This window comes from Streptomyces aurantiacus (genome assembly GCF_027107535.1).
Lineage (GTDB): Bacteria > Actinomycetota > Actinomycetes > Streptomycetales > Streptomycetaceae > Streptomyces.
Genome location: NZ_CP114283.1, coordinates 5,007,157 through 5,024,883, shown reverse-complemented (window position 1 = coordinate 5,024,883; position 17,727 = coordinate 5,007,157). Strand labels below are relative to the sequence as shown.

The 17,727-nt window shown below is 65.5% G+C and carries 11 protein-coding genes and 1 pseudogene; 6 read left to right on the top strand and 6 right to left on the bottom strand.

The genetic code is table 11. From position 1 onward, the window contains the following. Positions 1–292 precede the first annotated feature (292 nt). Positions 293–4,102, top strand: a complete 3,810-nt coding sequence (locus O1Q96_RS24225) for a HEAT repeat domain-containing protein (protein ID WP_269250193.1) — start codon at positions 293–295, stop codon at positions 4,100–4,102. Between the two features lie 322 nt (positions 4,103–4,424). On the opposite strand, the gene O1Q96_RS24220 is transcribed toward O1Q96_RS24225, so the two are convergent. Next, positions 4,425–5,786 carry a hypothetical protein gene (locus tag O1Q96_RS24220; protein WP_269250192.1) on the bottom strand — a complete coding sequence of 454 codons (1,362 nt, stop codon included), beginning with the start codon at positions 5,784–5,786 and terminating at the stop codon, positions 4,425–4,427. A gap of 589 nt (positions 5,787–6,375) precedes the next feature. Here O1Q96_RS24220 and O1Q96_RS24215 point away from each other — a divergent pair. Both O1Q96_RS24215 and O1Q96_RS24210 read left to right on the top strand, forming a co-directional pair. Continuing rightward, entirely contained in the window at positions 6,376–6,663 is a 288-nt protein-coding gene (locus O1Q96_RS24215; protein ID WP_269250191.1) for a hypothetical protein, read from the top strand. A gap of 168 nt (positions 6,664–6,831) precedes the next feature. Further along, entirely contained in the window at positions 6,832–7,467 is a 636-nt protein-coding gene (locus O1Q96_RS24210) for a hypothetical protein (protein WP_269250190.1), read from the top strand. Positions 7,468–7,669: 202 nt separating this feature from the next. On the opposite strand, the gene O1Q96_RS24205 is transcribed toward O1Q96_RS24210, so the two are convergent. The 4 genes from O1Q96_RS24205 to O1Q96_RS24190 all read right to left on the bottom strand — a co-directional run bounded on the left by O1Q96_RS24205 (position 7,670) and on the right by O1Q96_RS24190 (position 14,488). Continuing rightward, positions 7,670–10,993, bottom strand: coding sequence for an RHS repeat-associated core domain-containing protein (locus O1Q96_RS24205; RefSeq protein WP_269253701.1), 3,324 nt, complete (start codon positions 10,991–10,993; stop codon positions 7,670–7,672). A gap of 1,329 nt (positions 10,994–12,322) precedes the next feature. Beyond that, a complete protein-coding gene (locus O1Q96_RS24200; RefSeq protein WP_269250189.1) occupies positions 12,323–13,234 on the bottom strand; it encodes an IS3 family transposase in 912 nt (303 codons plus the stop codon). Beyond that, complete coding sequence (locus tag O1Q96_RS24195; RefSeq protein ID WP_269250188.1) at positions 13,231–13,560, bottom strand: transposase; 330 nt, start codon at positions 13,558–13,560, stop codon at positions 13,231–13,233. The genes O1Q96_RS24200 and O1Q96_RS24195 overlap by 4 nt, the downstream gene beginning before the upstream one ends. Positions 13,561–13,834: 274 nt before the next feature. Then, complete coding sequence (locus tag O1Q96_RS24190; RefSeq protein ID WP_269250187.1) at positions 13,835–14,488, bottom strand: hypothetical protein; 654 nt, start codon at positions 14,486–14,488, stop codon at positions 13,835–13,837. Between the two features lie 106 nt (positions 14,489–14,594). Here O1Q96_RS24190 and O1Q96_RS24185 point away from each other — a divergent pair. Beyond that, positions 14,595–15,365 (top strand): annotated as a pseudogene (locus O1Q96_RS24185) (transposase). Between the two features lie 174 nt (positions 15,366–15,539). Beyond that, complete coding sequence (locus O1Q96_RS24180; RefSeq protein ID WP_269250186.1) at positions 15,540–16,274, top strand: SAVMC3_10250 family protein; 735 nt, start codon at positions 15,540–15,542, stop codon at positions 16,272–16,274. Between the two features lie 312 nt (positions 16,275–16,586). Here the strand turns inward: O1Q96_RS24180 and O1Q96_RS24175 are convergent, their stop codons facing one another. After that, positions 16,587–16,814, bottom strand: a complete 228-nt coding sequence (locus O1Q96_RS24175; RefSeq protein ID WP_269250185.1) for a hypothetical protein — start codon at positions 16,812–16,814, stop codon at positions 16,587–16,589. A 523-nt stretch (positions 16,815–17,337) separates the two neighbouring features. Here O1Q96_RS24175 and O1Q96_RS24170 point away from each other — a divergent pair. Then, positions 17,338–17,508, top strand: a complete 171-nt coding sequence (locus O1Q96_RS24170) for a hypothetical protein (RefSeq protein ID WP_269250184.1) — start codon at positions 17,338–17,340, stop codon at positions 17,506–17,508. Positions 17,509–17,727: the final 219 nt, after the last annotated feature.

Genomic DNA, 17,727 nt, shown 5'->3' with positions numbered 1-17,727 from the left:
CCGGGTGGGTGCGGTTGTCCGAAGATGCGGGCGGAGCGGGCGAGTTGGGCTTTACGCTGCTGGCCCGAGCTGGTGAATGCGGGTGCCCGCCGCAGTCGTCCCGGGCAGGGCGGGCACAGCGGGCAGGCTGGGGGGGACTGTGGCAGTAGCGGGAGACGACAGCGCGGGGCCGAAGCGTCTGGCGTTGCTTGTCCGGCTGAGGGAGTTGCGAGAGCGGGCACAACAGGCCCGAAAGGACGCACGGCTGGCTGGAAGCCTGAATGCACTGGAGCGCGCTGTACGGTCCACCGGTGTGGCGGGCACGGAAATGTTCTCGGGCCAGCGCGTCAGTGAATGGGCGCCACCGGTCAACCGTATGGACAAGTTCGTGGTACCAGGCGACGACGATGTGCTGTTGGCCGTAGTGGCGGTGTGGTCCTCATGGGCCGGCGAACCGGCCCTGCTGCCCGACGGCCGAATGAGTGGCCGCTGGGCGAAGCCGGCGCGGGCGGCCTGGGGGCCACTCCTGGAAGCCGCACGCCAGGAGCGGAATAGCCGGCAGTCTTCGCGTGCCGAAGACGTTGCCGTCGAGGCAGCGGTGGCGGCATACGCGCAGCGGGTACGTGAAGCGTTCGGCAACCTGGACCTTGAGGTGCTGACCCCGCTGTCGGAGCAGGGCGAGCAGACACCGGTCGGACTGCGCGAGGTCTTTGTCGTACCGGGAGTTCGGGGCGACCCCCCGCCGGTGGAACTGCCGCGGGAATTGGTACGCCGCCTGGAAGAGGCCGGGGAACTGCCGCCGGACGAGGACCTGCCGGACGGGGCCGCCGAAGCCCTGCAACGTCTACGACAGTCGTATCAGGCCCAACCGGTCGAGGATGCACTGGAGCTGCTGGCACGTTCCGAGAACAGGCACGTCGTACTGCTGGGCGATCCGGGGGCGGGAAAATCCACCCTGGCCCGCTATCTCGCTCTCACCCTGACCGCTGGTCCCGTAGACACAGGCCCTCTGGCAGGGCTCTCGGGAATCGTGCCGTTGGTGGTAGAACTGCGCCGCTACGGAGCAGCCCTTGGCGGGCGGGATCCCAAATTCGAAGAGTTCCTGGCCGACATGCACGACAACTGGGGGCTGTGTGTCCCGGAACAGGTCCTCAAGCAGCTGCTCGAACAGGGCCGGGCATGGGTCATCTTCGACGGCCTGGACGAGCTGTTCGATCCTGCCATGCGTGAGGATGTCGCTCAGCGCATCGCAGGCTTCGCACGACGCTGGCCACGCGCACGGATCCTGGTGTCCTCACGTGTCGTGGGCTACCGGCGAGGCGCACTGCAGGGCGCCGGCTTCAGCCACCACATGCTCCAAGACCTGGACAATGATCGGATCAGGACCTTCGCACAGCGCTGGTACAGGTGCTCGTGCGCGGCCGATAAGGGAGAAGCCACGCGCCTGACGGCCCGGCTGACGGATGCCGTGCACGACTCACGGCCGGTACGGGAACTGGCCGGCAATCCCCTCCTGCTCACCATCCTGGCGATCATCGGGCGACGCCAAGCCCTTCCGAGAGACCGACGCGGTGTCTACGAACACGCGGTAACGGTACTGGTGTCCCACTGGGATCAGACAGCCAAGAACCTGCAGGCACCACTGACCGGCGACGTGTCAGAAGTACTGGATGCATTGGGCCCGCGCGAGCGCACCCGCATCCTTGAAGTAGTCGCCCAGGCCATGCAGGGCGGCGCGGCAGGCATCGCCGGCAACTACATCCACGGTCCCGATCTCGAAGAACTCATCGCAGGGCACTTGGCCCTCGAGCACGGCCTGCCACAGCTGACCGCCGCAGGAGCAGCCCGGGCCATGGTCGACCAGCTACGCGAGCGGAACTTTATCCTGGCGCGCTACGGCGGCCAGGTGTACGGATTTGTACACCGAACCTTCCTCGAATACCTGGCCGCAACCGACATCGCCCGCCGGTTCAAAGACGACCGGGACTGGACCCCCGACGAGTTCACCGAACAGATCGTCGCCGCCCGGGCAGGCGACTCGGCCTGGCACGAAGTCCTTCTGCTGCTCATCGGCCAACTGGGACAACGTGACGCCGCAGCAGCCATCGACCGCATCCTCGCCCGTCCGACCCAAAGTGTTCGCGAACAGGCGGACTCGGCAGTGCTCGCACTGCGTGCCCTGGCCGAAGCGGCCTCCATCGGCACCCTCCATGATCAGAGCATTGCCGCCATCAACGCCTCGATCAGCGTCCTCCGCTCCCGCATGGACCAGACTGCAACGTCATGGCTGACCGATGCGTTGCCCGCTCTGGCATCCTTCGGCCGCTATTGGCCAGGCCGGACTCACTACCTCCGTTGGTTTCACCTCATCGGACAATTCGCCCGAGTAAGCATCGAGCCCACGCAATTGGCTTGCGCGCTGCTGGAGAACGACCTTCAGCATTCACTCCGTCTTGCATACCTTGTACACCACCCAGCCGACCGCACTGTCGCACTCAAACACTTGGACAAGCGCTGGACTGATGCCCCGGAGACCCGGACAGCCGTAATGGCCGCCGCCACCCACACCGAACCCTATGTCCGCAGCACCGCACTGGAAGCACTAGCGGAGCGGTGGGCCGACCTCCCGGAGACCCGGACAGCCGTAATGGCCGCCGCCACCGACACCGAACCCGATGTCCGCCGCGCCGCATTGCGCATGCTGGGGGAGCGGTGGGCCGACCTCCCGGAGACCCGGACAGCCGTAATGGCCGCCGCCACCGACACCGACACCACTGTCCGCCGCGCCGCATTGCGCATGCTGGGGGAGCGGTGGGGCGACCTCCCGGAGACCCGGACAGCCGTAATGGCCGCCGCCACCGACACCGAACCCGATGTCCGCCGCGCCGCATTGCGCATGCTGGGGGAGCGGTGGGGCGACCTCCCGGAGACCCGGACAGCCGTAATGGCCGCCGCCACCGACACCGAACCCGATGTCCGCCGCGCCGCATTGCGCATGCTGGGGGAGCGGTGGGGCGACCTCCCGGAGACCCGGACAGCCGTAATGGCCGCCGCCACCGACACCGACACCGCTGTCCGCAGCACCGCACTGGAAGTACTAGCGGAGCGATGGGCCGACCTCCCGGAGACCCGGACAGCCGTAATGGCCGCCGCCACCGACACCGAACCCGATGTCCGCAGCACCGCATTGCACATGCTGGGGGAGCGGTGGGCCGACCTCCCGGAGACCCGGACAGCCGTAATGGCCGCCGCCACCCACACCGAACCCGATGTCCGCAGCACCGCACTGGAAGTACTAGCGGAGCGATGGGCCGACCTCCCGGAGACCCGGACAGCCGTAATGGCCGCCGCCACCGACACCGAACCCTATGTCCGCAGCACCGCACTGGAAGTACTAGCGGAGCGGTGGGCCGACCTCCCGGAGACCCGGACAGCCGTAATGGCCGCCGCCACCGACACCGAACCCGATGTCCGCCGCGCCGCATTGCGCATGCTGGGGGAGCGGTGGGCCGACCTCCCGGAGACCCGGACAGCCGTAATGGCCGCCGCCACCGACACCGACACCACTGTCCGCCGCGCCGCACTGGAAGTACTAGCGGAGCGGTGGGCCGACCTCCCGGAGACCCGGACAGCCGTAATGGCCGCCGCCACCGACACCGAACCCGATGTCCGCAGCACCGCACTGGAAGTACTAGCGGAGCGGTGGGCCGACCTCCCGGAGACCCGGACAGCCGTAATGGCCGCCGCCACCGACACCGAACCCGATGTCCGCAGCAAGGCCTTGGAGGTACTCGGGCAGCGGTGGCCAGATCGCACCGAGGCTCAGACTCTGCTCGCGGCTGCCGCCGCCAGCGTAGAGCTCGATGAGGCTGTACGCGTATTCGCTCTTGCCACCTGCACGCTGCACGTTCCTGGCTGGGAAGACGGATCTCAACTGCATCAGGCCGCGGTGACGGACCCGAGCAGTCGGGCACGAGAGCGTGTCCTTCGCATTCTCGCGTTGGAGTGGCCCAATGAAGATCGAACAATCCTCACACTACGTACCGTTGCCAGAAAGGATGAGGACGAAGGTGTAAGGAATACGGCAGCCTCCCTATTGGGGATTCTGGCTGCTGCGACGTGAATATGGCTTCCAGGGCTCCGGGTTGCGTAGGGCGGCGAGCAGCTCGCGGAGCTGGTGGGCAGCGGCCTGGTCCAGGCCGAACACCGCTCGACCGGTTCGTCGGGGAACGAGCACCCCTTGCACAGGGGGCTTCCCTCGGCCGCCTGACCGATCAGGATGCGCTGTCAGTAGAGGCAGTTACGAAAGGTTCCTCCCACGTGGAGCAGAGGGGCCTTGACCCAAGGCCCCTCTGCAAAGCACAAAGGCGCGTACCCCTGAGAGTTCGCAAGGGGTACGCGCCTTCCTGGGCTGGTCGTGCGGGGCGTGTGCTCAGGTACGTGGTTCAGTTGGAGGCCGGCGGGAGGGCACGCTCGAGGAAGTCGAGCAGTGTCTGGCGGGGGAGCTTGCTGTCCAGTCCGAGGGCGGTGCGGATGGACTGGGCGCTCACGTCGCGTGGGGTGTCCATGCGGCGTTCAGCGTCGCCGATGATCTCGCCGATGAGGTGGTGGGCGGTGCGTGGGTGGTGGCGGATGAGCCAGTCGAGCATGTTCACCACCGGTGTCGTGATGCCGTAGAAGACCGGCTCGGTATCGCTGGTGGCTTCGTCGAGTTCCTTGCCGTAGGCGAACTCGTCAAGGAATGCGTGCCGGACGGTGGCCGCCAGGTCGTGCTGGTTGATGATGCTGTCGGTGTCGGTGGCTACGCCGAGGGCAAGGTCGTCGGCAATCTCATGCACTGCGCTCTCCGTGCGAAAGCGCAGTGCCCACCGCTTGCGCCAGTCAGGCCGCTCCCACAGCGCGCTCAGGAACCTCCGGGCCAGCCGCTGGCGGAGCTCGGACAGGCCGATCGACAGATCACTGTCACCGGAGTTGAGTTTCGCGGCCGCGCTCTCGGGTGAGCGGTCGCGTTCTTCTGCCCAGTCGTCGGCCACCGGGCGGGCCCACAGGCTGCGGCCGTTAATCGTGACCTGGGGTGAGGGAACATCACGCTGATCGCGGGCGATGTAGGCGCGCAGGGTGGAGGCTGCGATCCCGCCGATCTTCGCCATTTCCGGCACACCGATGAGCTGGTCGGCGGCGAGCTCTGGTGCAGACAGCCGCACTACACACCGCTCAAGTGGTAGCCCGCCTGAGCCCCGGCGAGAGGCCCACAGGGCCAGGTGATCGTTCCACAGGTCGGGGGGTGGGGCCTCGATGTCGAAGTTGGCGACCTTGAGCAGGCGGCCGCCGTTGGGGTGGGCGTTGTCGTCGAGCAGGTCGGCGGCCGTGAGGGTGACGGCCGCTTTGACGGGCCGGCGGTCGAAGTGCTCGCTGGGGGCGTCCCACACCTGGTCGGGCCGGTACCAGGTGGTGCCGTCCCACCAGTAGCCGCCCTGCCGGAACAGAAGTTGAGGACCCCACCAGCTGCTGTGCCATGAGGAGGCCTCGTTGTCAGGGACCAGTAGCACAGTCCGGCCGTGCTCGGGGTGGTTGCGGACAACCCAGGCAAGGTCCTGGCGGACCGGGTCGGTCGTGAAAGCAATCCATGAGCCCTTGGTGCTGGAAATCCGGTCCCAGCGCCCCCAGGTGCCTCCTTCTTCGTGGCGTCCGATGGCCTCGATCGCAGCGGGGTCGTCGACCGGAATGTGGGCGTCGTCGACGAAGGGCAAGCCTGGGACCGGGTGGTCAGTGCGCAGGCCGTTGGCGACCGGCTGAAGACGATGCATAGTGCTGCACTCCTTTAAGCTTGGCTGCTGTAGATGGCTACAGCACAGCAAATGCCCAACGTACAGCGCGGTCAAACCAGCGGGACCAAGAAGAGGGAAGCAGGACGCCGATCTCCTGCGATCCCGGAAGCAGCCCTGCCCTGATCCGGCGGATCCGCAAGCAGGGCGAGACGACCCGGAACGCAGAACCGCAACATCGACGGCGGCGGACCATAGCTGTCGCCCAGACGCCCGGTAAAAGGACGCCAAGTAGCTATGGACACCTCCCTCTTGCTTCTGCTGAGCTGAAGCAAGAGGGAGGCCAACGATGCCAACCAGGTGCCGTTGGCTCCAGGAGCAGTGGGCGCGGGGGCACATGTCAGAAGCTGTAGAACGTGATGCCGGAAGCTGGTCCATCAAGCGGATTATCAGCACGTATTCACCGGAGCCCGTTCTCGCTCCTTGGTACGTCAGGGCCTATCACCGTGCACGTCGGCCACTCAGGCGACTGATTCTCCGTATCCGGGTAGGGCTTCCCGGACAGTTACAGGAGGCTGGACCGGACCGCTGGTTTGTCGTGATCACGGCCACGTGGGTAGCCGCCCCTTTCGTGCAGAACCTCGCATCCCAGGCAGCGGCCTCCACATACCGCGCCTTCTGCAACATGATCGAGTCCGTCTTCTCAGGGCGCCACAACGTCGAAGGCAAGTGGGATGTACTGGTTCTGCGCACCGACGACGGGCAACTGAGCGTGGAGATACCCGGAGGCCTTCCGGAATCCGCCCACATCGCCTTGATTCGCGACTTCAACGATCTCGTTGCTGACGGCCGCAACGACGCATCGATCCAAATCTCTTGGGACGCACGGCAAGAACAGTGGATGAGAACCCACTGGTGACATGCCTGCTGTCACGGGAGCCTCTCTGGTCTCGGCGCCCTACAGATGCTCGCGCGCCCTGCACGTACGACAGGCCCCGGTACCACCCGCAACCGCTGCCTTCCGCGCCTTGTCTTCAGTGTCATGACAGCCAATCGAAGGCCGCGACCCACCCCGAATGATCGGGAGTTGCGGCTGTGGAAGGTCGGTCGGGCACTGACCTGGGCCTTCGCCGCTGCTGTCCTCGCCTCCGGCGGCATCTTCTACGGGCTGGTAGTGCTGCTCGATTTCAAGGAGATCGACACCACCGCCAAGCTCGATAGCAAGACGCTCTTCGACCTGGTGAAACTCTCCTTTGGGGTGGTCGCCGGAGCCGGCGCTCTGGTCGCCCTGGTCGTCGCCTACCGTCGTCAGCGCGTCGACGAGGCCGGCGCCCACCGTGAAGCCACTCGCCTGCACGCCGAACGCTTCTCCCAAGCAGTCGACAAACTCGGATCGGACTCGCCCGCAGTCCGGCTCGGCGGCGTCCATGCCTTGGCCGGCCTCGCCGATGACGCCCCCACCCAAGACCTACGCCAGACCTGCATCGATGTCCTGTGCGCCTATCTCCAGCTCCCCTTCACACCTGACCCCGGCAACAGCGACCCGGCGCACCAGGAAAGACACCACCGCTATCTGGCCCTTCGCAAAGTCCGGCACACGATCCTGCGCCTCATCAGCGACCACTACCGACGCCCCATGGGAATCGCCTGCCGCTGCGCGATCCATGTGATTGGTGCCGCCATGGCCGGCCTCGTCCGCAAGAGTCACCACGGAGCCGAATGAGCCCCGCGAGGGATTCCCGCTAATCAATGACTGGCCCGCCGGGTGGTGAACCCAGCGGGCCACACTATGACTTACTTGTTCCTCCCTCGAACAATGAAGAAGATGCCGATCGAAAGCCCTACCACGAGAACGGCGATCCCCAGCCCCGTCGGCAAGCTTGCGAACCCTGATCTAGCGAGAATCACAACCCGCTCCTTCCACGCTAGGTGACAATTCCAGCGGCAGCGCCCATGCCCCAGTAGCCCACTCCGATGGACCTGTCGAGCGTTTTTCCGGCGCCCAGCAGCTTGGAGGCGACGCCGACCTTGCCGCCCACGAAGCCGACTACGCCAGCCATTGCGATCTTCGATCCGCTCTCCCCGTTTGCTGCGGCGCCAGCCATCTCCAGCCCGGCCGAGGCCACCGCAAGGCCACCTGCCACGAGGGCACCACCAGGGATGAATACTGAAGCCAGACCCAAAGCCGTGCCTGCCAATCCCAGCCCGTCACCCAGGCTGAGGAGCCCTGAAGGGTCGATGCGGTTGACGGGATCGCCTTCGGCGTAGAGGTAGGGGTTCTTCTCCTGGCCGGAGGGGTCGTGTTGGGTGAAGCGGCCGATGTTGGGGTCGTAGTAGCGGGCGCCGAGGTGGTACATGCCGGTGGGGTCCTGGTGGCCGCCGGCGAAGCGGTAGGGCTGGGAGACGCCGGTCTTCTCGGTGATGGTGCGGTTCACGCCGCGGGGGCTGTAGGCGTAGCTGTTGACCTTGGTGCCGGTGTCGTCGGCGAGTGCGACGACGGAGCCGAGGGCGTCGGTGAGGTAGTAGTACGCCTTGCCGTCACGGGTCATGGAGTTCAGGGTGCCCGCCGGTTCACGGACAAATCCTGTGTCGACACCGCCAGTTGTCTCGGCCGCGAGGCCGATGGGGCCGGGGTGGTAGTAGGTGTCGCCCAGGCGGTGGCGTTCGCTGGAGTCGGTGGAGCCGTACTCGCCGGCGTAGGTCTTGCCGCCGACCGTGAGGGAGGTGAGCTGGGAGAAGTCCGACCACTTCTCACCGGTGCGGGTGCCTTCGGGGGTGGAGGCGCCGGCGAGTTCGTTGCCTTCCTTGTCGTAGGACCAGTTGGCGGTGGAGTTGTCCTTGGCGGTGATCTGCTGGGCGTCGTTGTAGGTGTAGGTGGTGCCGCGGGGGCAGCCGGGTTCGACGCCCTGTGAGGTGAGGTTGCCGGCGAGGTCGTAGCAGTACTGCCAGGAGGAGTTGAGTGTGGTGCCCTTCTCCTCCTTGGCGTAGGAGAAGCGGCCCTCGGTGTCGTAGCTGTAGGTGGTCTTCATCCCGGAGACGGCGTCGGTGGAGGTGCGGATCTTCGTTCCGTCCTTGCCCGCGGTGCCGTACTTGTAGGTGTAGGCGAGGCTGACGAGGGTGCCCTTGGGCGAGGTGGTCTTGATCGCCTTGGGGCGCCCGGACTCGTCCAGGTCGATGGCCTGCACCGTATCGCCGGGGTAGGTGGTCTTCTTGCGGATGTCGTTGTTGTTGTACTCGTACGTCGTGGTGCGGCCGGCCTGGTCCTTGAGGGACTTGAGGTTGTTGGCGGCGTCGTAGGTGTAGTCGATGGTGCCGGTGGGGTCCTTGAACGTGTCGACGTTCCCGGCCGCCGTGTAGGTCAGGACGGTCTGGGAGCCGTCCTGGAGGGTGCGGACCGTCTCGCGGGAGAGCGGGTCGAAGTCGTACTTGACCGTGCCGATGTCGTCGTCACGCTGCTTGAGGTTGCCGTCGCCGTCGTAGAAGTAGGAGACGGTGGTGTTGGTCGTGGAGACCTGCTTGACGCGGTCGCGGTTGTCGTAGGTGTAGACGCTCTTGATGCCGCGGCCGTCGGTGGTGGTCTCGGTCCGGCCCAGTGCGTCGTAGGTGTAGGTGGTGGCGGCGAGCGGGGCGGGCGGGGTGGCCTTCTTCAGGTTGCCCTGTTCGTCGTACTCGAAGGCGGTGCTCACCGACTTCGTCGCCGTCATCTTCGTGGTGGCCTTGCAGCGCTGGCCCTCGAAGCCGCCGCAGGTGGGGGCGCTCTTGTTGTACTCGAAGGTCTGGTTGCCGCCGCCGGTGCCCTCGGTGGCCACCGAGGTGGTGTTGCCGGCGGTGTCGTACTTCATGGTGGTCTTTTGATCGTTGGCGTCCGTCGCCGTGTTGGGCAGCTCGATGCCCGCGATGTTCTGGTATCCGGCCGTCGACTGCGCCCCGGTGGGCAGTTTGGCGGAGGTGGGGTTGCTCTTGGCGTCCCATCCGTACTCGGTGACTTCGCCGACGCCGCCGGGGCCGCCCACGCCTGCGGCGTCGGTGGCGGTGGCAACATTGTTGTTCGCGTCGTAGGTGCGCGAGCGCGAGTGGTTGAGGGGGTCGGTAACCTTGGAGACCTTGCCCTTGGCGTCGTGCACGTACTTGGTGGCGTGGGATTCGGGATCGGTGACGGTGGTGGTACCCGCCGCGAGCGGGTCGTCGGCGGTGTAGGCGTAGCGGTAGGTGGGGCCGGTGTGGCCCGTGCCGTTGAACTCGGTGGCGCGGAGCATGCTGGTGACGCGGTTGGCTCCGTCGTAGGTGAAGACGGTGACGCGGCCCTCAGGGGTGGTGATCTTCGTCAGTCGTCGGGAGGAGTCGTAGTCGAAGGCGGTCGGCTTGCCCTCGGTGTCAGTGGTTTTGGCCAGGTCGCCGGCGGGGTTGAGATCGAAGACGGCGGTACGGCCGGTGTGGTCCTTGGCCTGCCACTGCGAGGCGTTCGTCTTCAGCAGGTCGACCCAGCGGCCGGAGCGGGTCTCGGTGACCTTGAAACCCTTGTGCTCGGCGCCCTCGTCGTGCTGGTCGACGGTGATGACGCCCTTGTTCTTGTCCGTGATCTTCGTCAGGGTGCCGTGCTCGTTGTAGGTGTCCTTCGAGCCGGACTTGCGGTCGGTGAGGGTGAACGTACCGTCCGCATTCGCCTTCAGGTCCTTGCGGTACCCGGCCGGTGTCTTGTAGGTGCCGTCGGCATTCTTCGTGAACGTCCACGACGCACCGGTCGAGTCGTAGAGCACGAACTCGGCTGCGCCGATCTGCGCGTAGCGCTCATAGGTCTGCCACCAGCGCTGGGAGACCTTGCCCCACGGGGCGTCGAGCGAGTTGTACGTGCGGGCCAGCGTGATGCTCTGGCCCACGCCGGCGACGTCGAAGTCGGTACCGGCCAGCAGGAGGTTTCCGGTGGAGTAGTTGACGCTCGCGACCAGGGAGTCGGTGATCCGGAAGTCGGAGCTCTGATGCCAGGGCACCTTGCCCTGACCCTCGGGCACATACGCGGCCAGCGCTGCCTCGTCCGCCCGGGCAGCAGCGCCACCCGAACGCTGGGCGCCGGACGGGGTGGTAGCACGCTGCTCCTGCAACTCGCGCCACTCGGAGCGCTCCGGGGAGAGCTCGGCCTCGGCGACCGGAGCGGCCGGCTTCGTCTCGCCGATCTTCACCTCCGGAATCTTCGCCGCCGGACCGCCGCGGCCCCATGCGGAGACCGGCTGCGGATCGGCGGGGTCGGCCATCGGCTCGGCGAAGGCCGGGACCGCGGTCGCGGCCAGCGACAGCACGGCCAGCGCGGCCACCAGCCCGCGTCTCGCCCGTAAATGGGCATGGCGTTGCACATGGGAATGCGGCATTTTCCCCCCAGGGAAAGTAGGCACCAGCAACCCCACTGGTCACTGGCCGCGCACAGCATCCACCACACAGCGACCGATCGCACGGCCGTACCCCGAAAATTTGTTCCCATGCTAAGGAAGTGACAACCAGTACCAGCCCTTGCCTAATCCGCACAAAACGACCGGCCTGTGGGTGGTCATGAGCCATCCGGAATACCCACAACCGACCCCCGGGCGTAACCGCTGCAGAACAGCCGAACATCTGGGTGAATCGAAGCGGGAACCGGACGGACCACAGAGAGACGTCGGAGCAGCGGAACGACCGCGATATCCAGCCAGACACGTAGCTATTCAGCGGGGTTGGGTCCGGTGCAGGTTTGGGTGACAGGTTCGGTCACGCAGCCTGGAGGGCAAGCCAGTTCAGATGTCATCCGATCGTGCACCAGACCCGTCCGTTCATCCGTACTCGGTGGTGCACGTTCGCCACGTGTACGCCGACACTTCGGCAATCAGCGATACCCGGGTTGAGCCCCGATGACGACAGTGACCCGTGCCCCGGCATCTCCGCCGGGGCACGGGTCACTGTCGTCATCGGGGCCCGACAGAGAGTTTGCTTGCAGTTGACCTTCACCTTGGGGCAGCCCACAGTACGAGTGGGCCAGGCGACGTGCTCAGCAAGGAGGAGCGCGCGGCAGCCCTTCCGTGGACGCCACCCGCACCGGCTACTGCGGTCACATCCCTGGATCGTGCGATCAGCTCGCTCAAAAGGCGGGTCTACCCAGCTCTGGCTCGGCTACGATGCGGGCCGCCCGGGATGCCGACGCGGCGACAGCGAGCACAAGCAATACTGAACAAACAGGCAGCTCAGCGCGTCCTGGATTCGCCGCCAGCGGCAGCAGAGAGCGCCTGAACGCCATGCCGGGGGTCAGGATTTCTGGCCCAAGGTCATCTGAAAATGAGGCATCTAGCCAGCGTTTATTGGCGGCCTGTCACAGTAAGTACAGATATAGGCGAGTGTCTGCGTCGACTCATGGGCGGGGATCGCCATACGGCAGACGTAGCAGGGCACCGCCTCGGGCGCGATCCTGTTGCCACGACGGCTGTCCCCAGGCGACGGTTGCACATCTCCCAAGTTGGTCCGCAACGACTCACGTTCCTTCGCTGGCTCCACCTTCTTCGCTTCTGCCCTTTTGCGGATCCGCTCAGCTGTCAATCCCCTCGGACTGTGGAGATCTTCTAAGCGGCCAGCTCCAAGGCGGAGTTGGCTCGGTGGTCGTGTTCGTAGTCGATCGGGCTCCGGTAACCGCACACGCTGTGTAGCCGACGGGTGTTGTAGAAGCCGGTGATCCAGGTCGCGATCCTGATCCGGGCCTCGGTGCGGGTGGCGAAGGTGTGCCGGTGGACGTACTCGACCTTGAGTACGCTGTTGAACGCCTCGCTGACGGCGTTGTCGAAACATGACCCGACCCGGCCCATGGACTGCGTCACGCCCAGACGCCGGCAGGCCCGGCGGAAGCGCCGGGACACATATTCGCTGCCCCTGTCGCTGTGGAAGATGACGCCCTTGACGTCGCCGCCACGGGTGGCCGCGGCCATGTTCAAGGACGCAACGACGAGTTCAGCGTCGTGACGTGCACCCATCGCGTAGCCGAGCAGGCGGCGCGAGAACAGGTCGATGACGGTGGCCAGATACAGCTTGCTCTCACCAGTGGCGATCTCTGTCATGTCGCCGCACCACACCTGGTCTGGAGCGTCGGCGGTGAAGTCGCGGCGGACAAAGTCCGCGAACGCGGGCCGTTTGCCGGGGCGGGTCAGCCCGCCCCGTCGACGGATCTTCCGTCCGGCCAGGCCGAGTTCGGCCATGAGATGCGCGACGGTGTTCACTGAGACGCGCCAGCCGGCGCGGATCAGGAGGAGCCAGACCTTCGGAGAACCGTAGGTGCCGCCGGAGTTCTCGAAGATCTGTCGGATCGCGTCGGCCAGCTGTCCTCGCCGCACTTCACGAGCGGTGGTGGGCTTGTCGCGCCACTTGTAGAACCAGGACTCCGACACTCCCAGAACCCGGCAGGCCAGGCGGTGCGGGACGTGGTGCTCGGTCCTCTGGTTACCGATGAACGCGGCCAGGGCGGCCGGGTCCGTTTCGGTCACTTCACCCAGAGGACCATGCATCGCTTGAGGACATCACGCTCCATCTCCAGCTCGCGGATCCGCTTGTTCTTCTCCGCCGCATCCCGCCGCAGCCGCTCCAGCTCGGCCCGCTCGGCTTCGCGCAGCCGCCCGCCCGGTGCGGGCTCGGCAGGATGGTCGGACGACGCCGACCCATTGCGCCGCCACCGCGACACCCAGCTGTGCAGCGTGCCGGAATGCACACCGAGCTCCTCGGCGACCTCCGGGATCGGCCTGCCCGTCTCGATCACAATGCGTACAGCACCCTCACGAAACTCAGGCGTGTACGTCCGTTGCTTGGACCCCATGAACCTCAACTTCCCCTGCAATCACGGACTCCACGCTACGAGGGGAGGGACACAAGCGGACAGCCCTTCAGAAGGCACCAACATCGTCGTGGTAGAGCACGCATCCGTGCTTGCTGTGGTTGCAGTCGGCACACCGAGAAGTTCGAACACTCCGACACAGACGATCCCGAATCACCACACGGTCCTGAGAGCCTGGCTGGTCGGCCCTACGCCTCGTCCGGCAAGAACTCCGGTTAAAGGCTGTCCCGTAACGGCCGAGGTGTGACAGCCGGGTTCAGACTGCGTCGTGGTCTGCTGCGGCGGCCCAGCGACGGATGCGCTGGTCGGGATGGGCCCGGGCGGATGCGAGGGTGCTTTCAAGTAGTTCGTGCAGGTGTGGCGGGTATGCCGCGCGGGAGGTAGGCAGGCTCAGCAGGACACGGTGGCGCATCCGTAGATCGGTGGTCTCGGCGAACACCTGCATTGAGGCTTCCAGCCAGGCGTCCTTGATGTCTTGAGACTCGTCCAGAGCGGGATCACGTACCCCAGCTGGTCCGTACGCTGGGGACCGGTCTGCGTGCAAAGGCACGTGGGCGCAGTACCAGGCCCGCACGGCACCCCCTCGCTCAGCATCCGCGCCGATCCGTAGGTAGTCGACCAGTGCTGCCATCACACGGCGACGTCCGAACGCGTAGACCGCCGGCTCGACGAACCAGCGGCAGAAGCTGGGGTCTGGGTCGTACACGGCTGCCGCCATCAACGGGGCGAACAACTCCTCAGGCAGAAATGCACGTTCGAGCAGCGGCTTACGCACCGCATGGGCGAGGTGGCGGGCATGCCGGTCGTCCGGCTTCACGGCGGCGTCTTCGACACCCAGCAGCCGAGCCACCTCCGTCGCGCACGTCAGAAATGAACGCGGTTCTATGCTGCTCTGTTCGTCTTCGGCCACGACAGTATTCTGGACGGGTCACGTCAGCAGGCACAGCACCGTTGGGCGCTGCCCCTTGCGCGGAAGGCACTCGTTCGGCCGCGTCCCGGGGTGGAACGATCATGGCGTGTCTGGTGTGATCACGGCGTCGAGGCCGTCTTGGATAGCTCCCTTCAGCGGACTGAGCCCGCGTAGCTTTAGCAAGCTGGTGGCCGTGATACGGCACGAGCAGGCCATCGATCTGCATCGCGGTCGCCCGTGGAGCCTGTCGCTTGAGGACCGCATCTTGCTGGTCACGGCGTACTGGCGCACGAACTTGACGATGCGGCAGCTTGCCCTGTTGTTCGGGATCTCCAAGTCGTCCGCGGACCGGATCATTGACCACCTCGGGCCGATGCTTCGCGCTCCAGCCGCGGAAGCGGTTCCGTAAGGACACCGTGCTCATCGTGGATGGAACCCTGGTGCCTACCCGCGACCACACAGTTGCCGAGCAGTCGAAGAACTATCGGTACTCCACTGCCCATCAGGTGGTCATCGACGCCGATACCCGCCGCGTCGTCGTGGTTGGCCAGCCGCTGCCCGGCAACCGCCACGATTCACGAGGGTGGGAGGAGTCCGGTGCCAAAGCCGCCGTCGGCAACACGATGACGATTGCCGACGGCGGCTATCAGGGCACCGGTCTGGTCATTCCACACCGTCGGCGCAAGGGTGAAGAGCTCCCGTCCTGGAAGGAGGAGCACCACCGCTCCCACAAGCAGGTCCGTGCCCGAGTCGAGCACACCTTCGCCCGTATGAAGACCTGGAAGATCCTCCGTGACTGCCGGCTCAAAGGAGAGGGTGTCTCCACCATGCCATCCTCGGCGTTGCTCGCTTGTACAACCTCACCCTCGTTGGATAGATGCGCTCGCCGGCGGCTATGTCCCACCCGTTTGAAGATCACTTACGGGAAAAACCTTAGTACTTGTCACTTCTTCGTCTACGAGGCGCACCCATAGCCAGTAGATACTGAGTGAGGTCCAGTGGGCAGAGCCTTGCAGCGGCATGCCTCCACCAGGACGGGAGGACTACCGTGATGTTCCGGCGCAAGCAAAATCGTGGCGTTCATGACTTGTTGTATCTGTCCGAGACCAAGATGCAGCACCTGATGCCCCAACTGCCTGGACGTGTTCGCAAGCGCCTCGGCTTGTCAGCTGGTCTCAATGTGGGGGTTCTGTCTGTTTCAGCCACGTTGGAAAGTGCGGGTACATCCCCGCCCATCACTGCCCTCAACGCGGTGATCAGAATGATCGAGCGTCAGCACGGTCGGCGTGGTCTTCTAGATCCGGATTTACGGGAAGGCGACTGGATTCGGTTCTCTACTCCGTTCCGATACGCCGATACGCACTCGGGCAAGGATGTTGATCCTGATGCTGTAGGTGGCCTTGTTTTCTTCGCATCGGAGTCACGGCAACTGCTCCTGATCGGTTCTGCATCGCACATCGTGGACCAGCGTCCGCCCGAAGAAACGCCACGTCGGACGCTCGCGCTCCTCTACGTAAACTCGCTACTCCGCTACGCAGCAACCTTGCGGAAGCAGCCAGACAGGGCAGCAACAGGGGATGTGCCTGCTGTGCTGGAGGACTTGTACTCTGACGCCGGCCGCGTCATGGAGCAGGTAGGCATAGTGCATAACGTGCTGCAAATCGAGGGACTACCTCTCATGACGCTGGCAGGGTATGCCCGGGTACTTGTGCTAGACGACAACCCGCCTTCCTCCCGAAGCGTTCTAGCCACGCCGCTGTATGTCGAGTACGCGTCCCGGGGATGAGAGCCGGTAGGGCTCCGCACATGCGCTCCCATAGTCCGGTCAACATGTCAGTGGCGGCCGTACAGCAGTTCACCAGGAGCTGGACAGGGCGGCCGACCGCCTCACTGCTCGCCTCGATCGTGAAGGAACTGACGACGCCTTCGAATCCAGCACGAGTCGTAGGGGTCAGAAATTTCTGACCTCCCGGCAGCGCCACCGGCGGCCCGCCCCGATCTCTATGCCTCGAGCCCTGCTCCCCCGATACGTAGGGGGAGCAGGGCTCGAGTCGTGGAGAGGAAGGCAGGGGGATCCTCCCCGCCCAACAGATCGCTGTCACCAAATGAGGGTGCACAGGACTGGGATGCTGCCGCCGGCACTGGTCATCCCGGCGATGACAGCAACTGCCACGGGGATGCCGGTAAGCGCGGTCAGGCCGCCAATGACAAGGCCAATGACGACTGCGGTGAGCAGGACGACGGCAGTGCGCAGGGGCACGAAGGCTTCCTGGCCGGAAGCTGGGCCGCTCGGGGTGGGCGGCTGCGGGTTCTGAGTGGCGGTCATGCTTCGATTTTGGGGGCCTTCCGGGCTGTGACCTGCATGGATCGAACGAAACCGGCGAAGGCCGCCGGTAAGGCAACAGCGCTGTACAACCGTGATGGTCGGCTGAACACGAGGCGACGGCTCTATCTGTGCAGGGCTGTTCAGTCAAGTTCGGTGCCGTTCGGCCGCAGGGTCTCTAGCCTCTGAACACACGGCACCGTGGGGGGGCGGCGAACATGGCAGACCAGCACCGCAGGTGACGCAGGCACCTACGAAGGCAGGTTGCAGGAGCAGGCGGACCACCTGATCCAGCTGCGCGTGGAACGAGGCAACCCGTCCCTTCGCGTGATCGAGGAACGCGCTCGGAAACTGTTCTCCCAGGAGAAAGCGTCGTTGCCGATCTCGACACAGAGCGCTGCTTTCGGCGCCAGGTACGTGGGTCTGGACAAACTGATGTGGCTCGTGCGAACCCTGATGTCCTGGGACGAGTACGGCCAGGACTGCCCCCCTCCCGGTCACAGAGCAGCCGAGCTGGACCCGTGCCGTGCTCGACCTCGACCACGCCCCCGCGCCGTGGTTGCTCGGCGACGCCGCCCTCGCCAGCTCCTACAACACGGCCTACGAGCGCGTGTACCCCGGCGCGCTGACCGAACTGGGCATACCCGCCACCGCCTTGACCGGCCGCAAAGCCTGGGAGCAGTGGCTGTACGGCTGACGACCACCAGCAGCGCAGCATGGGCCATCGGCGTACGCCTGTGCCTGGTTGCGATAGTGGGGGAACCACGAAGTGCGGATCCTGGGGTGACGGAATACGCCCGAGATGTCAGCGGGCGGCTGTTGCCGCGGATTCTGACCTCTCACAGCGAAGGTGAGTGATCGGCCTTCTCGTCAATAGTTCAGCGCACTGGTCAGAGAGGTGTGCCGCGCGGTGGGA